Raw genomic sequence first — 14,102 nt, 5'->3', positions numbered from 1 at the left:
CTCTACATCAGGATTTTGTTGCTCTATCTAAACTGTATCAATCTATAACAGGTTACTTCATATCATAGCCAAACAAATTCGGGTCTACTTCTCCTAACTGCAACTCTGCCAAACCATACTCCGCCCATCGTCTCTCTACCATCGCCGCCACATCTGGGTCAGATTCTAAAGGCAAACCCCATTCATGGTTTGTTTCCGGCGGAATCTTTGTAGTCGCATCAATTCCCATACGTCCACCTAAGCCAATCTTCTCACTGGCAAAATCCAAGGTATCAAAAGGTGTATTTGGCAGAATAAAGACATCCCGCACTGGGTCAACTTTGGAACTAATCGCCCACACAACTTGACGCGGATCGCGAATATTTATGTCTTTATCCACAACAATTACAAATTTGGTGTATGTAAATTGTGGTAAAGCACTCCAAAATGCTAAAGCCGCCCGTCGCGCTTGTCCTGGATATGCTTTATCAATGGAAATAATCGCTGCTTTGTAACTCAAAGCTTCCATTGGGAGGAAGAAATCGACAATTTCTGATACTTGTTGCCGCAGTATGGGAGTATAAATGCGATTTAGTGCGATCGCCATCATCGCTTCTTCTTTCGGTGGACGACCGCTAAATGTTGTTAAGTAAATTGGATTTTTCCGGTGCGTCATACACTCAAAGCGTACCAATGGCGAATCCTCAACGCCGCCGTAATAACCCATGTGGTCGCCAAATGGCCCATCTGGTAAGACTTCCCCTGGTGTAATCGTTCCTTCCAAGACAAATTCGGAATCTGCGGGAACTTCCAAATCTACAGTTTTACATTTTGCTAATTGCACACCAGAACCGCCGTATAGTCCAGCAAACAGCCATTCTGATAAATCTACAGGGATGGGTGTAGCTGCTGCCATGATAATTAGAGGATCTACACCAAGTGCGATCGCAACTTCTAATTTTTTCCCACGTTCGGCTGCTTTTCGCAAATGCCTCGCCCCACCCCGCACCGATAACCAGTGAACCGTCATCGTATTCTGAGATTGTAGTTGTAAACGATACACACCTACATTTGGAGTCCCCGTCTCACAATCTTTGGTAATTACTAGTCCCAGCGTGACAATCTTGCCAGCATCACCAATATAAGGACGTATCAAAGGCAACTTATTTAAATCTAAATCATTACCTTGAAGCACAACTTGCTGACAAGCGGGGAAAAAGTCTCGTCCTGGTTTCGCCTTCACCACATCAAACAGCACTTTTCCAAAATCTATCGCCTGGGAAATCTTCTTCGGTGGTTTTGGCTGTTGCAGCATACTTAGTTTTTTCCCCAGAGTTTCCAACTCCTCTGGATGCTGCATATTCATCGCCCAGCAAATCCTTTCCACAGTTCCCATCAAATTCACCGCCACCGGGAAGGAAGCACCTTTGACGTTTTCAAACAACAACCCTGGGCCACCTTTTTGCAGCATCCGGTTGGAAATCTCAGCAATTTCTAAATCTGGGTCAACTAAAGCTGAAATTCGCCGTAATTGTCCTCTTTCTTCCAAAATTTTCATGAATCCCCGCAAGTCTCTCGCCATTGTTCTAATAAAGCTGATTATTTAAGAAGTGTGAAGCGCTTTCTTATATTATGGGGCATCCCTTCCCTGCAGAACGCTACGCGAACGGCTTCTCTACGAGAAGCTACGCGTAGCTTGCTTAAGAGCAGGGGTACGCTCAGGGCAAGTGGGGATTGGGCATTGGGAAGAGACAAAGAAGAAACTTGTTCAATCATTCTCCCTTGTCCTCCCTGTCCTCCCCATTCGGGAAATTGTTGGTTTTAATTCAATACAGTTCAGAATGAGCAACAAAACCCTGATGTAGAGACGCGATTGATCGCGTCTTGAAAGACCAATTATCTAGACCGAATAACTCTTAACCCAAGCGTATTGGGTTTTAATTGGAAATTAACCTATTTAGTAACTTTTCTTAACTGTGTTTTCCGAAGCATTTAGTTATTGTATTTAGGGATACGCAATTATTTTTTACAAATAAGTGCTAACCAATCAAACATGGCCAAAATATACTATACCCTCCTGGCAGGCGGCCTTGTTATATAGTCCCTGCTGGGTTTATTTGTTACAAGCTTTAAGTTTTTTCTAAATTTTCGTGAGTTTGCGTTAGCGTAGATCAACTCAAACATCGCTAACACTATTTTCAAAAATATTTATAACAAATGCATTGGCTGTAGAGGTGTACAACTGTACATTGTTATCAAGTTAATGTAAAAGTTAGGTTTAGCAAAAGTTTTAGGGTTGCCCTCATCCCCTAACCCCTTCTCCCAAAATGGGAGAAGGGGAACTGGAGAATTTGATCCCCCAATTTGGGAGAGGGGCTGGGGATGAGGGCAAAACTCATGCAGTCAGGAGATTTCAACAGCTATTTTCAGGTAAATAGACCACGCGGTAGGGGCACAAGGCCTTGCGCCCCTACAACAGATGTAGTTCAAATACATGAAAATTGCTGTAAGTTGACACCTATGATAGCTGTACGCCCCGATTAATGAATTTAATTAATTTTCAAAATTATCAATAAAAATATATAACTAATAATTTTTTGCAACATCATCGAACTAAGAATTTTACACTTAAAAAGTGTGAGATATTCAAGTAATAATGTTGACTTTACCAGTGTCAATATCGTAACAAGCACCAACAATTTTTAGTTTACCTTCACCAAGCAATTTAGCTAAAATAGTTGAGCTTTCTTGCAATTTTTCAGTCTGATACTGAATGTTGGCTACAACTGCATCTTGCATATTATCACCCGTTCTGAACTTTACCCTTTCTACAGATGGTTTGATGCCCTCAATAATCAAACCAATTCTTCCAGGAAGTGGTTCGTTTTTGATTGCTTCTGCTACTGCACCGCATCTTCTATGACCCAAAACCATAATCAACTGCGAACCCAATACTGCTGTAGAATATTCCAGACTACCTATAACCGTGTCACTGACAACATTACCAGCAACTCGTACGACAAATAAATCTCCAAGTCCTTGATCGAAGACAATTTCTGCAGGTACTCTAGAATCTGCACAGCCCAATATGGCGGCAAAGGGATACTGAGCTTTAGCAACTAATCGTAGGTGTTCTAGTGATTGATCGGGATATTGACGTTTTTGATGGATAAATCTTTGATTACCATCAAGCAAGCGTCTGATGGCTTGATTCGGACTGATTGAATTAGGGTTAACTGGGTGAATATCAGCAACAGCAGTTTGCTCTGTATTCCAAAAGATATCACCAAAAGTAGTAGCTGCAATACCTACAACACTGGCGAATTTCAAGAAATTACGTCGCCCGACAAATCCATTAATTCGACTCATCAATCTACCTGACAACAATAAAGCTGTTCCCCAGAAGATATCAGACTTAAGTAAGATGCAAGAGTACCTGATGACACGGTTTAAGAGTCATTTAATATTCACGTCAGCAGGCATCGCTCACTCGCTAAGACAGTCTATTTATTACTCTTCGCCTTTTATCTTGCCTTTATCATGCACGCAATTGTTGAATGTCGGCGGTGGGATTGTGGAAGCAGTTGTAAGTTTTGGCTAATCCTTCAGAGAATGCAAATTATCAAAACGTTGCTGCACATTTATAACCATTTGCGATCGCAGCTTAATTTCCACACCTTTTTTAAAGTAACGTATACAATGGACGGCTACTACCGCCAGCAACGGAGGCAGCAGCCCAATGAGCAGCATTTTCAGCCAGATAAACGAGATTTAAAAAGGGTTTGGGCTTAAGTTGACACCAATGCCCTCAACCCTTACCCGCTCTTAAGCGTTAAGCGCTTCCTCTTGATGGGTTTCGATAACGCAATCAGAAGTGGCATAGGCAACGCAGGTAAGAACCCATCCCGCGTCCATTTGATCGTTGTCTAAGAAGTTCTGATCCGATTGGTCAACTGTACCTGAAATCAACTTGCCGGTGCAGGTAGAGCAAGAACCAGCGTTACAGGAATAGGGCAAGTCTAGTCCATTTTCCTCGTTAGCGATCTCTAGGATGTACTCATCATCAGGGACTTCAATTACTTTTTCGCCTTCTGGGGTACGCAATGTAACGTTGTAAGTTGCCATGTAAAAATTCCTAACTCAATATAAACTCCTTTTTCGATACTACGGGTTTATGTGCAGCTAGTCTAGAGTGAAATCTAGTTGATTATTCTACATCTTGAGACGCTTAGTTTTAACCGGAAGCTAGAGTAAAAAATGCTGCGATCGCTTCAGCAAATCCCTCAAATGAACTGTAATCTCTAGACACGATAGAGACAGTCATACCCAACTTTTGGGCATTAGCAGTGGTGTAAGGGCCAAAACATGCAACAACACAATGTTCGTAATCGCTTTGCAAGTTAACCATTGTCAAAAAGCTTTCTACTTCCGCTGTGCTACTAAAAGCAATTACATCAATAATTGCTTGACGCATCAGGTTTAATTCAATACCGTAGATACTTTTGTCTAAACCCCGCGTAATATATGTGGGTACGCGAGTTACTTCTATGCCCAATTGTTGTAAATCCGTAATCAAATTAGGTACAACATCAGGTTCAGGCAAACCCACAACTTCTGGAGCAGGTATCAGCACTTTTTTCTCGTGAATTTGCGGAAGTTTCGCTAATTCAGCTACAATTCCAGCTGGGCTAGATTCTGTTGGAATTAAATCCACTTTGCCAGAAAAAGATAATAAGCTTTCTGCATCTTTTCCTAAAGCACATAATTGACATTTTTGCACCACTGATATAGGAATATTCAAATCATTTATGCGGTGAAAAAATGCAGCGATTCCGTTTCTACTTGTGAAAAGAATCCAATCAAATTCGCTGATATGGGCTAAAGCGGTATCTAAAAGGGTGTAGTTTGATAAATAGCAGGTTTCAATAGTAGGCATGAAAACAGGTAAACCACCTTTTTTGATGATTTGTTCGGATAACCTATAAGCATAATTTCTCGGTGCTGTTATTAAAATTCTCTTGCCATATAGAGGTAAGTTTCTAGATGGAGTCAGCAGATTGATTTCTCTTGATTCGGTGTACATTTGTTTATCGAACTGACTTTTCCGATTAAGTCGTCAAACAACGAAATAGCAAGGGTTTTTCACTATATTTATTCTCGACAAGTTAATTTTAATGACAATTAATCACCAGAGAATAGGGCTTTAGGCTAGGCGTATAGTAAGCATAGGCGTAGCCCGTCGTAGACATCGCTCCATTAAGGAGATAACGGGAAAAGTCAGATTGATAAACAACTCCGTAGCATTCCCATAACGTCACTCTGACAGCGCCTCCTTCACAGCCAGCAATCGCTCTTAAGGCGGGGCGTAGCACATCACACAACTCTAATAACTTACTTTACCCCATCCACTGCACTCAATCGGGCGCATCTGACACCAGTTGAGCAAACTTGTCTAGTTCAAAATTCCCTGCGCGAATGCTAACGCTTTTTGTGGCTGAAGATTATTAATTGACTAATTCCTTTACGTCTCAATCTGAAATTGGTATCTAACGCCCAGTCTTTCTGTGCAAGATAAAGTTATTTACCGTTAGCTCATTTTTGAGGTAACGATAAGTAACTTGTTAAGATGATGTTGACTGCACAATGACTCAAAGTAAACCATCACTGACCACCATTAAAAGCATGAAGCATCTGTCGGACTACAACTTCTTTGACCCAGAAGTGCTTGTGTGTCCTTATGAATTCTACAAGCTGGCACAGGAGCAAGCACCAATTATGGAGCTACCTAGTTCCAGAACAGGAGCAAAACTCTTTCTCGTTACCAGCTATGACTTGGTGAGAGAAATTCTTAAGGATACAAGAGTATTCTCTAGCAATTTCTCTACTTTACTGGCTGGAAAAGAAGAACAGGATGATGAGTTGCAGAAAATTTCCGCTCAAGGCTGGCCTCAGATGAACACCCTGCTCACAGCAGATCCGCCAGAACACGAGCGATTTCGAGCGCTGGTGAATAAAGCATTCACCTCTGAGCGTGTCAACAAAATGTCTGACTTGATTGAGCAGATTGTTGATGAACTGATTGACAGTTTCATCGATCGCAGCAAGTGTGAGTTCGTCAGTGAGTTTGCCGTAGCTTTACCGCTCAAAGTTATTGCTCAACAGTTAGGTGTGCCGCAAGCAGATATACCAAAGTTCAAGCAATGGTCTGATGCTTTTATTGCACGTCTAGGCCACACACTCTCTAGAGAGCAGGAGATTGAGTGTGCTAAAGATGTTGTTGCTTTCCAGCATTATTTCAAGGATGTCATAGACTCGCGCCAAAAACAGCCTCAAGATGATTTGATCACTGACTTGGTACAGGCGAAGGTAGCTGGACGATCGCTTGATACTGCTGAACTGCTGAGTATAATTCAGCAGATATTAGTGGCTGGCAATGAAACTGTCACCAGTGCGCTCGCAGGTGGGATGTTGTTGCTGGCAAACAATAAAGAGCAAATAAAGTTGCTACAAACAGATATTTCGCAGTTAGAGAACTTTGTTGAAGAAGTTCTACGGATGGAAAGTCCAACAGCGGGAATGTGGCGAGTTGTGACGGAAGATATAAAACTAGGAGACGTTGCTCTCCAAGCTGGGTCTTTGGTCATGATCCGCTTCGATGCTGCTAACCGCGACCCGATAAAATTTATTGAGGGTGAGCGTTTCGATGTGCGCCGCCATAATGCCAACAATCACCTATCTTTTGGTCATGGGATTCATTTTTGTTTAGGTGCTATGCTTGCTCGTAAGGAAATGCAGATTGCATATCAGCGATTGTTGCTACGGCTTAAGAACATCCGCTTGGGACAATCCGGTTATCAGTACTTACCAAATATACTCATGCGGGGACTGAAGTACCTCTATATTGAATTCGACAAGGTAGTATGAGTGGTTATTTAATCTTTAGGCGTTGCAGAATTATGGGATGATTTCGCCCAATCAGGAACGAATTTTCAATGGTTTCAACCGCCAAATCATCCCGCATTTATGCAATGCCTTAATCAGACGTTAGAGGTAGGGCGATAAGCCTAACGGCATGGCTTCGCTTACTGCACAGCCTACCAAAACAAAAAATAGGACGGCCAGGTAAGCTCTGCTTAGAAGACCAATTGCTGATGACATTGGAATATTAGACCTCTTGCATAAATCAAAAATACAGAACCCCATCCCACATTTGAATAAAGCAAACGCTCCCCTCTCTGCTTGCAGGAAGGGATTGGGAGTAGAGTGTTAGGGACTTTTGCAAAAGGTTTAATGCCAAAAAGCTGAATGTAAATCCTAGCCATTTTTCTAGGATGAATTACTCCCCATTTTTCCGATGTCATCTGTGTTGATAAAACGGCACGATCTGAATATCTAAAAACGTTTGCGGAAAATCTTATGTCTTCATTACTGGCTTTGTCCAACAGTTTAGCTGACACCGTAGAACAAGCTGGGATTGCTGTAGTTGCAGTGAATGGGGGTACTCGTATTTCCCCAAGCGGCATTCACTGGCGTAATGGCATTATTGTTACCTCTGATGAGTCTCTTCAGCGCTATGACGATATCACCATTACCTTATCAAATGGTAGCACTGCACCAGTAACACTCGTTGGTCATGATTCTAGCACCGATATAGCTGTTTTTAAACTAGAAAATGCAGAAATACCTGTAGCAAAAGTTGGCGATGCTAAAACGCTCAAAGTCGGTCATCTGGTATTAGGGTTAGCAAGAGGTAGTGAAGGTGACTTAAGGGCGGCAATGGGTGCGGTGAGCGTAGTTAGCGGTGCTTGGCGGAGTATGAGTGGCGGCAATATTGACCAATTCATCCGCCCAGACATCACCCTTTACTCTGGCTTTGCGGGTGGGCCGCTCGTAGATGCTGCTGGTTTTGTGGTAGGTATGAATACATCGGGGCGGCGTGGTACTGCTCTGACTATTCCCACTGCTACTGTCGATCGCGTGGTTGACCAATTAGTAGCAAAAGGACGCATTTCTAAGGGCTACTTGGGTGTGGGAATGCAACCTGTACGTTTACCAAAGAATCTAAAAACTGCTCTCAATTTAAGTTCGGCAACTGGGGTAATTGTTGTCAATGTTGAGGCTTCGGGGCCTGCTGACAATGCAGGTGTGCTGCTTGGCGATGTTTTGGTAACGTTTGATGGCGTAACTGTGGGCGATACAGGTGATGTGTTGGCGCTGCTCAATAGTAGCGATCGCATTGGTAAAACTGTCAAAGTGCAAGTTGTCCGGGGTGGAGTGTTAATTGAGTTAGCGATCGCACTTGGCGAACGACCGACTAAGGAGGAATAATGCCAATTTGGGATAGGTTTAACTAGCTCTGTGAAGATTTATCTAAATTTTCTATTCATTTGAGCTTCTGAACTCGAAACTTTGACCTCTGAACACGAAACTTTGACCTTTTTGCTCGAACGTTCAAGCTTTGAACACGGAACTTTGACCTTTTTGCTCGAACGTTCAAGCTTTGAACACGAAACTTCAACCTTTTGGCTCGAACGTTCAAGCTTTGAACACGAAACTCCGACCTTTTTGCTCAAACGTTCAAGCTTTGAACTTGGAACTTCGACCTTTTTGCTCGAACGTTTTACTGATTCTACTTTGACATGCTCAAAAATTGTATAACATGGCAAACACAACATTAACTAACGTCGCTGCTGAATTGACAGAGGTAGCTGCTAAACTACGCGATTGCACTGTCAAAGTAAAAAGTGGCTCTCTAGGAGTCGGTTCTGGTGTCATTTGGCAACCTGACGGACTAATTATCACTAATGCTCATGTGGCAACCAGCAACCGCGCAACTGTGGAATTGGCAGACGGAAAAGTATTTGATGCGGTGCGTACCCAATTTGATCCACAGCAGGATTTAGCAGCTCTGAAAATTGTCGCCACTGATTTAACTGCTGCAACTATCGGCAATTCTGAGGCGCTACGAGTGGGTGAATTAGTCTTGGCGGTGGGTAATCCCTTTGCTGACAGTGGTGCTGTGACAACTGGAATTATCTATGCAAATAATCCACGAGCAGTTATGGCCGATTTGCGGCTGTATCCTGGTAATTCTGGGGGGCCACTTGCCGATTGTCAAGGCCTTGTCGTGGGAATTAACACGATGATTGCTAATGGTTTGGCTGTGGCAGTTCCCAGCAACACCGTTGAGCGTTTTTTACAGGGAAATAGTCGTCCGCAGCTGGGAGTCACGCTGCAACCTGTGCTTTTAGATCGGCGTAGATTGGGTTTATTGGTATTGTCAATTTTACCTGACAGTGTGGCGGAAACTGCTGGTGTGCAAATCGGCGATGTTTTAATTGGAGTTTCGGGGCGATTATTCACTAGCATGAATGACTTAACCAAATATCTCCATGAAAGTAAAGGATCTGTGCCGCTACAACTCCTACGCGGTAGACAGCAATTCGTAATTTATGTTGCCGTGCAGTCTGATAAAACTGCTGTGGAGGCGACATGATCCGGGTGATGGTAGTTGCTACTTCCCCTGTGGTACGAGCAGGGTTATCAACTGTAGTGACTACCAATCCTCGGTTGACGGTTGTGGGGAGTGCATCTGATTTGGATGTATTGGCGAGTGAAGTTGGGCAATTACAGCCAGATGTGGTGCTGGTAGATTTGAGCGGTAATTTTCAACAAGCGGTGTGGGAAAAATTGCTGATTATTCAAGAACAGCAATATCCATTAGGAATGATCGTCATTGTTGAAGAACTCGACAGCATCGACTTAGAGACGGCGTTACGTTCTGGTATCCGGGGAATATTGCCCAGTACTAGTACAGAGTCAGAAATTGTCGCGGCTGTGGAGGCGATCGCTTTTGGTTTACTGGTGCTGCACCCGGATGCTGTAGAATTACTATCTATCCGCGAAAAAATCGTCACGAATCCTGTACAAACCTTGACACCACGGGAGATAGAGGTTTTAGGAATGCTTGGGTCAGGGTTGGGGAATAAAGCGATCGCAAAACGTTTACATATTTCTGAGCATACCGTCAAATTTCATCTCTCATCTATTTTTCAAAAGCTCGGTGTCTCCAGCCGCACTGAGGCTGTTGCTGTGGGTGTGCGACTGGGTTTGATTATGCTTTGATCTGTAGTGATTATCAGTTGAATGCAATTGATCATGAGCTAAGATCCCGTCTAAGGAATAAGAATTAAATAATATACAATTTATGTCCCTGACTTACCTCACCCTCAATCCCTCTCCTTATAAAGGAGAGGGAAGCAAGATAGAGGATGAAGTTTTGCATTTTATTTAATCCACGTTCCTAAGGAGCGCTTGAAGTCTTCCCAGTCTTGAAGGGGTACACGGAGAATTTATGCTCGTGATATCCTTTATTGATGACACGCCCTCAACGCACACATTTCTACGATTGAAAGAATTACCATGACTTCTGACAAACATTCTGTATCCTTGGATGACGCACGACGAATACTAGCGGCTGGAGAAGCGAAGGCTCGTGCAATCGGACAACCAATGAATCTTGCGGTTGTTGATGCTGGCGGGAATCTTGTTGCTCATATTCGTATGGATGGTGCGTGGATCGGAAGTATCGATATCTCAATTAACAAAGCATTTACTGCTCGTGCGTTTGATCTCTCTACCAAATCCCTTGGTGAGGATGCTCAACCAGGAAAACAATTTTATGGTATTCACGCCTCAAATGGAGGACGAATCATGATCTTTGCCGGGGGTATACCACTTCAACGCGATGAGCAGATAGTTGGTGCGATCGGAGTAAGTGGTGGTAGCGGTGAACAGGATCAAGCTGTAGCAGAGGCAGCTGTCGCAGCTTTTTAATACCATTACACTAGACATCTTTAAAATAGAAGCAGCGCCCATTTAGCAGTGAGATTAGCAAGTCCACCCAAAAATCGTAACCACACCTAACTATTGTAGTCATCTACCAAACACCAGGAGGAAACGCGCGTTTCCTCCTGGTGTTTTTGTTAGTTTTTATCCCGGAAAGCTTCGCACTCTAGCTATTTTGTGTAAACTTGTTCCGGATCAGAGGCAAAAATCAGAGTACAGTTCAAAATTTGATTGCAGCATTGGATATCGAAGGTATTGTTTTAAGCCTAGATGCCCTACATTGCCAAAAAAAACTTGCAATTGTTCTCAAAGCGTCCTTTGCGCGTCTGGTAGAGAAGTGACGTGACATACAGCCTCCAATCAGGGCATGGTGTATATATCACATTTGATTCATTACTTGTATGAACATTTTAATGCTATCTTCCACCTTTCCCTACCCACCAACGCGCGGAGGAACCCAAGTTAGAACATTTAATTTACTCAAGTACTTGAGTCAACGTCATACCGTTACCCTCGCGACTCAACGCGAGGGTGATGTTACAGACGCAGAAGTAGCAGGATTACGTGATTGTGTAGATCATCTAGCTATTTTTGAACGCCCGCCAGATTCTCGAACCACCGGAATATTGCAGAAAATACAGCGATTTAGTAGATTTTTGCAACAGGGAACACCACCAAGTGTACTTGACCGCTACTCAGTTGAGATGCAAACATGGGTTGATAACTGGGTGGAAGCTGGGAAATGCGATGTAATTACTTGTGAACATAGCGTCAATGAAATTTATGTGCAGCCACATTTTCAGAAACAGCTAAAAACCATAGTTAATGTTCATAGTTCTGTTTATGCTACCTGTCGGAACCAACTAGCAACAGGCATTTCAGAAAATTCACTCAGAGACAAAATTAATCTGCCACTTTTGTGGCGTTATGAGCAAAACTACTGCGCTAAATTTTCGGCAATTGTTGCGACAACAGAAGAAGATAAAATTCAACTACAAGAATTTAACCCCAATAGCGAAATTGCAGTTATTCCCAATGGCGTAGATTTAGTTTCTTTCCCTAACCGTACCATCGATCCAGGAGGACATCGCCTAATTTTTATTGGTGCAATGGATAATTTAGCAAATATTGATGCTGTCTGCTTTTTCAGCAACGAAGTTTTGCCAGAAATCCAAAAATTGTATCCCGATACAACTTTTGATATTGTCGGTTCTCATCCCGTAGCAGAAGTCTTAGCACTTGATAAAAAACCAGGAATTAATGTGCTTGGACGTGTACCTTCGATGGCAGAATATTTACATCAAGCCACCATCTGCGTTGTACCGATGCGGACTGGGTTTGGTATTAAAAATAAAACTTTAGAAGCAATGGCATCTGGTATACCTGTAGTAGCCAGCGATCGCGGCTTAGAAGGATTAGCTGTAGATGCTGCTAGTCATCCATTACGGGCATTACGAGCCAATAAACCAGCAGAGTACGTCACCGCTATTAGTCAACTATTCGATCGTCCACATCTGCGTTCAGAATTGTCTCACAATGGCAGACAACTGGTAGAAACAGAATTCACTTGGGATATTGCTGGTAAAAGCTATGAACAAGTTTGTCTTGGGAGAGAGTAATACTAATTCGTAATTTGTAATGACGCTCCTACGTCACTTCGTCATGCCCCTATATCAGCTATCGCACTACAGTAACTGGTGTTCCCATATTAACCTGATTAAATAATTCTCTAACATCGTTGTTGTACATCCGAATACAACCGTGTGAGGCAGCCTTACCTACTGAATCAGGATTAGGGGTACCGTGAAAGCCAACCCAATTTTTACCGTTTGTCCAAAACCCAATCCAGTATTTGCCAAGTGGGTTTTCAGGATCTCCTCCTGGGATAGTCTTACCTGTAAAAGGGTTTATCCAAGTAGGGTTTTTTAACATTGTACGCACTCGGAAATTACCAATTGGGGTTTTCCAGTCTTGGCGACCTACTGCTATGGGATAACTTTTAATTCGGTTTTTTCCTCGGTATAGGGTTACTCGACGGTTGCGAAGGCTGATCTCTAGGTGAAGAGGTTGAATAATTAAATTATTATTAATATTAGCCGCTTGAGAGACTAAATTTTTGGTTGAAGTATGAGAAGGAACTCTTAGTTCAGAAGCTAATGACATAGCCGGATTAAAATTTAATCCAGATGCACAAATAAAAATAACTAACTTATCTAATTGCTTGAACATTTTAAAGTTTGAAATTCTGTCTATCAATATTTTAGTACCAAATTAATTATCAATTGTTTAATTTTTGAGCTTATATGCTATGTAGTTATTTGAGGAATCATCCTGATGAACAGAATAGTTTAACCATTAGATATAAATACTAATTTCGTGAGGAAGGTAAAAGAAAATTATCAAAAGGAGTTGCAGTAGAAATAGAATCAATTGACAGGGCATCTCATCTTTTCTACTGCATTTACTGTTGATAACAGTCATTATTTGAAATCATCTAACTAGAGGAAGCAAGCTTAACAAGCTCTCTAGTCCGTATCGTATATGGCTAAGAAATTACCATAGCGCTCTTACACCTCCACCAGTGTTTTGTCCCCCTGTAGTGTTGTTACCTCCTGTATTGTCCTGCGTTCCGGTAGTGCCATTATTTGGATATTGCTGCGTTCCGGTAGTACCATTATTTGTTCCACTAGTGCCATTATTTGGATACTGCTGTGCTCCACTAGTACCAGTTCCATTAGTGCCATTATTTGGATACTGCTGTGCTCCACTAGTACCATTATTTGGATACTGCTGTGTTCCACTAGTACCATTATTTGGATACTGCTGTGTTCCACTAGTACCATTATTTGGATACTGCTGTGTTCCATTAGTACCATTATTTGGATACTGCTGTGTTCCACTAGTACCATTATTTGGATACTGCTGTGTTCCACTAGTACCAGTTCCACTACCACTAGTGCCATTATTTGGATACTGCTGCGTTCCGGTGGTAGAATCACCTCCTGTAGATTGCCCTGCTTGAGAGTACAATCTATCACCTATGGAGGCTTGACTAGTTTCCAAATTTCTAGAGATGGATTGGGGCAGAGCGTATACTGGAAGACTTATTAAGGCACCAGTACTAGCAACTCCCACGAGGCTAGCAAGCATTTTGAGCAAATTTTTACTGTGGTTTAAGTTCATTGGTATCTCCTGAGCCTGAGTTTGAAGTTAAATGGTTCTTATTCTACTAAGGAATTTGCTGAAATATAGAAAATTATTTTCTATATTTCAAC

The 14,102-nt window shown here is 42.4% G+C and carries 14 protein-coding genes; 7 read left to right on the top strand and 7 right to left on the bottom strand.

Going from position 1 to position 14,102, the window contains the following annotated elements:
• Positions 1 to 52: 52 nt before the first annotated feature.
• Together V7L12_RS02320 and V7L12_RS02315 are read right to left on the bottom strand one after the other, a co-directional pair.
• On the bottom strand, positions 53 to 1,561 hold the full coding sequence (locus V7L12_RS02320) for a UbiD family decarboxylase (RefSeq protein WP_335081767.1): 1,509 nt from the start codon (positions 1,559 to 1,561) through the stop codon (positions 53 to 55).
• A 1,064-nt stretch (positions 1,562 to 2,625) separates the two neighbouring features.
• On the bottom strand, positions 2,626 to 3,348 hold the full coding sequence (locus tag V7L12_RS02315) for a carbonic anhydrase (protein ID WP_335081764.1): 723 nt from the start codon (positions 3,346 to 3,348) through the stop codon (positions 2,626 to 2,628).
• A gap of 243 nt (positions 3,349 to 3,591) precedes the next feature.
• Here V7L12_RS02315 and V7L12_RS02310 point away from each other — a divergent pair, with 243 nt between their 5' ends.
• Positions 3,592 to 3,771 (top strand): hypothetical protein, encoded by a 180-nt coding sequence (locus tag V7L12_RS02310; RefSeq protein ID WP_335081761.1) that lies wholly within the window; start codon positions 3,592 to 3,594, stop codon positions 3,769 to 3,771.
• Between the two features lie 33 nt (positions 3,772 to 3,804).
• Here the strand turns inward: V7L12_RS02310 and V7L12_RS02305 are convergent, their stop codons facing one another.
• The 3 genes from V7L12_RS02305 to V7L12_RS02295 all read right to left on the bottom strand — a co-directional run bounded on the left by V7L12_RS02305 (position 3,805) and on the right by V7L12_RS02295 (position 5,351).
• Positions 3,805 to 4,104 carry a 2Fe-2S iron-sulfur cluster-binding protein gene (locus tag V7L12_RS02305; protein ID WP_334817309.1) on the bottom strand — a complete coding sequence of 100 codons (300 nt, stop codon included), beginning with the start codon at positions 4,102 to 4,104 and terminating at the stop codon, positions 3,805 to 3,807.
• A 109-nt stretch (positions 4,105 to 4,213) separates the two neighbouring features.
• Positions 4,214 to 5,062 carry a uroporphyrinogen-III synthase gene (locus V7L12_RS02300; RefSeq protein WP_335081759.1) on the bottom strand — a complete coding sequence of 283 codons (849 nt, stop codon included), beginning with the start codon at positions 5,060 to 5,062 and terminating at the stop codon, positions 4,214 to 4,216.
• Between the two features lie 88 nt (positions 5,063 to 5,150).
• Positions 5,151 to 5,351, bottom strand: coding sequence for a hypothetical protein (locus tag V7L12_RS02295; protein WP_335081756.1), 201 nt, complete (start codon positions 5,349 to 5,351; stop codon positions 5,151 to 5,153).
• Between the two features lie 271 nt (positions 5,352 to 5,622).
• Between V7L12_RS02295 and V7L12_RS02290 the strand changes: the two genes are divergently transcribed.
• From V7L12_RS02290 to V7L12_RS02265, 6 genes are all read left to right on the top strand, one after another.
• The gene (locus tag V7L12_RS02290; RefSeq protein WP_335081754.1) at positions 5,623 to 6,903 is read left to right on the top strand and encodes a cytochrome P450; all 1,281 of its coding nucleotides are present in this window, start codon (positions 5,623 to 5,625) and stop codon (positions 6,901 to 6,903) included.
• Positions 6,904 to 7,395: 492 nt separating this feature from the next.
• Complete coding sequence (locus tag V7L12_RS02285; protein ID WP_335081751.1) at positions 7,396 to 8,307, top strand: S1C family serine protease; 912 nt, start codon at positions 7,396 to 7,398, stop codon at positions 8,305 to 8,307.
• Between the two features lie 331 nt (positions 8,308 to 8,638).
• Positions 8,639 to 9,475, top strand: a complete 837-nt coding sequence (locus tag V7L12_RS02280) for a S1C family serine protease (protein WP_335081749.1) — start codon at positions 8,639 to 8,641, stop codon at positions 9,473 to 9,475.
• Complete coding sequence (locus tag V7L12_RS02275) at positions 9,472 to 10,104, top strand: response regulator transcription factor (RefSeq protein WP_335081746.1); 633 nt, start codon at positions 9,472 to 9,474, stop codon at positions 10,102 to 10,104. Before V7L12_RS02280 ends, V7L12_RS02275 begins: the two co-directional genes overlap by 4 nt.
• Before the next feature lie 297 nt (positions 10,105 to 10,401).
• The gene (locus tag V7L12_RS02270) at positions 10,402 to 10,815 is read left to right on the top strand and encodes a GlcG/HbpS family heme-binding protein (protein ID WP_334745051.1); all 414 of its coding nucleotides are present in this window, start codon (positions 10,402 to 10,404) and stop codon (positions 10,813 to 10,815) included.
• Positions 10,816 to 11,228: 413 nt separating this feature from the next.
• Positions 11,229 to 12,446 (top strand): glycosyltransferase family 4 protein, encoded by a 1,218-nt coding sequence (locus tag V7L12_RS02265; RefSeq protein ID WP_335081744.1) that lies wholly within the window; start codon positions 11,229 to 11,231, stop codon positions 12,444 to 12,446.
• Between the two features lie 58 nt (positions 12,447 to 12,504).
• Here the strand turns inward: V7L12_RS02265 and V7L12_RS02260 are convergent, their stop codons facing one another.
• Positions 12,505 to 13,056, bottom strand: a complete 552-nt coding sequence (locus tag V7L12_RS02260; protein WP_335081742.1) for a L,D-transpeptidase — start codon at positions 13,054 to 13,056, stop codon at positions 12,505 to 12,507.
• A gap of 324 nt (positions 13,057 to 13,380) precedes the next feature.
• Complete coding sequence (locus tag V7L12_RS02255; protein ID WP_335081740.1) at positions 13,381 to 14,010, bottom strand: hypothetical protein; 630 nt, start codon at positions 14,008 to 14,010, stop codon at positions 13,381 to 13,383.
• Positions 14,011 to 14,102: the final 92 nt, after the last annotated feature.

It is taken from the genome of Nostoc sp. (genome assembly GCF_036918245.1).
GTDB lineage: Bacteria > Cyanobacteriota > Cyanobacteriia > Cyanobacteriales > Nostocaceae > Nostoc.
Note: the sequence above shows the minus strand (reverse complement) of the source record. Positions and strands in the feature narration are given on the sequence as shown.

Excerpts from the sequence above, each read along its gene's own strand:
- V7L12_RS02320 (WP_335081767.1), bottom strand. The coding sequence starts at position 1,561 with ATGGCGAGAGACTTGCGGGGATTCATGAAAATTTTGGAAGAAAGAGGA.
- V7L12_RS02315 (WP_335081764.1), bottom strand. The coding sequence starts at position 3,348 with ATGAGTCGAATTAATGGATTTGTCGGGCGACGTAATTTCTTGAAATTC.
- V7L12_RS02310 (WP_335081761.1), top strand. The coding sequence starts at position 3,592 with ATGCAAATTATCAAAACGTTGCTGCACATTTATAACCATTTGCGATCG.
- V7L12_RS02305 (WP_334817309.1), bottom strand. The coding sequence starts at position 4,104 with ATGGCAACTTACAACGTTACATTGCGTACCCCAGAAGGCGAAAAAGTA.
- V7L12_RS02300 (WP_335081759.1), bottom strand. The coding sequence starts at position 5,062 with ATGTACACCGAATCAAGAGAAATCAATCTGCTGACTCCATCTAGAAAC.
- V7L12_RS02290 (WP_335081754.1), top strand. The coding sequence starts at position 5,623 with ATGACTCAAAGTAAACCATCACTGACCACCATTAAAAGCATGAAGCAT.
- V7L12_RS02285 (WP_335081751.1), top strand. The coding sequence starts at position 7,396 with ATGTCTTCATTACTGGCTTTGTCCAACAGTTTAGCTGACACCGTAGAA.
- V7L12_RS02280 (WP_335081749.1), top strand. The coding sequence starts at position 8,639 with ATGGCAAACACAACATTAACTAACGTCGCTGCTGAATTGACAGAGGTA.
- V7L12_RS02275 (WP_335081746.1), top strand. The coding sequence starts at position 9,472 with ATGATCCGGGTGATGGTAGTTGCTACTTCCCCTGTGGTACGAGCAGGG.
- V7L12_RS02270 (WP_334745051.1), top strand. The coding sequence starts at position 10,402 with ATGACTTCTGACAAACATTCTGTATCCTTGGATGACGCACGACGAATA.
- V7L12_RS02265 (WP_335081744.1), top strand. The coding sequence starts at position 11,229 with ATGAACATTTTAATGCTATCTTCCACCTTTCCCTACCCACCAACGCGC.
- V7L12_RS02260 (WP_335081742.1), bottom strand. The coding sequence starts at position 13,056 with ATGTTCAAGCAATTAGATAAGTTAGTTATTTTTATTTGTGCATCTGGA.
- V7L12_RS02255 (WP_335081740.1), bottom strand. The coding sequence starts at position 14,010 with ATGAACTTAAACCACAGTAAAAATTTGCTCAAAATGCTTGCTAGCCTC.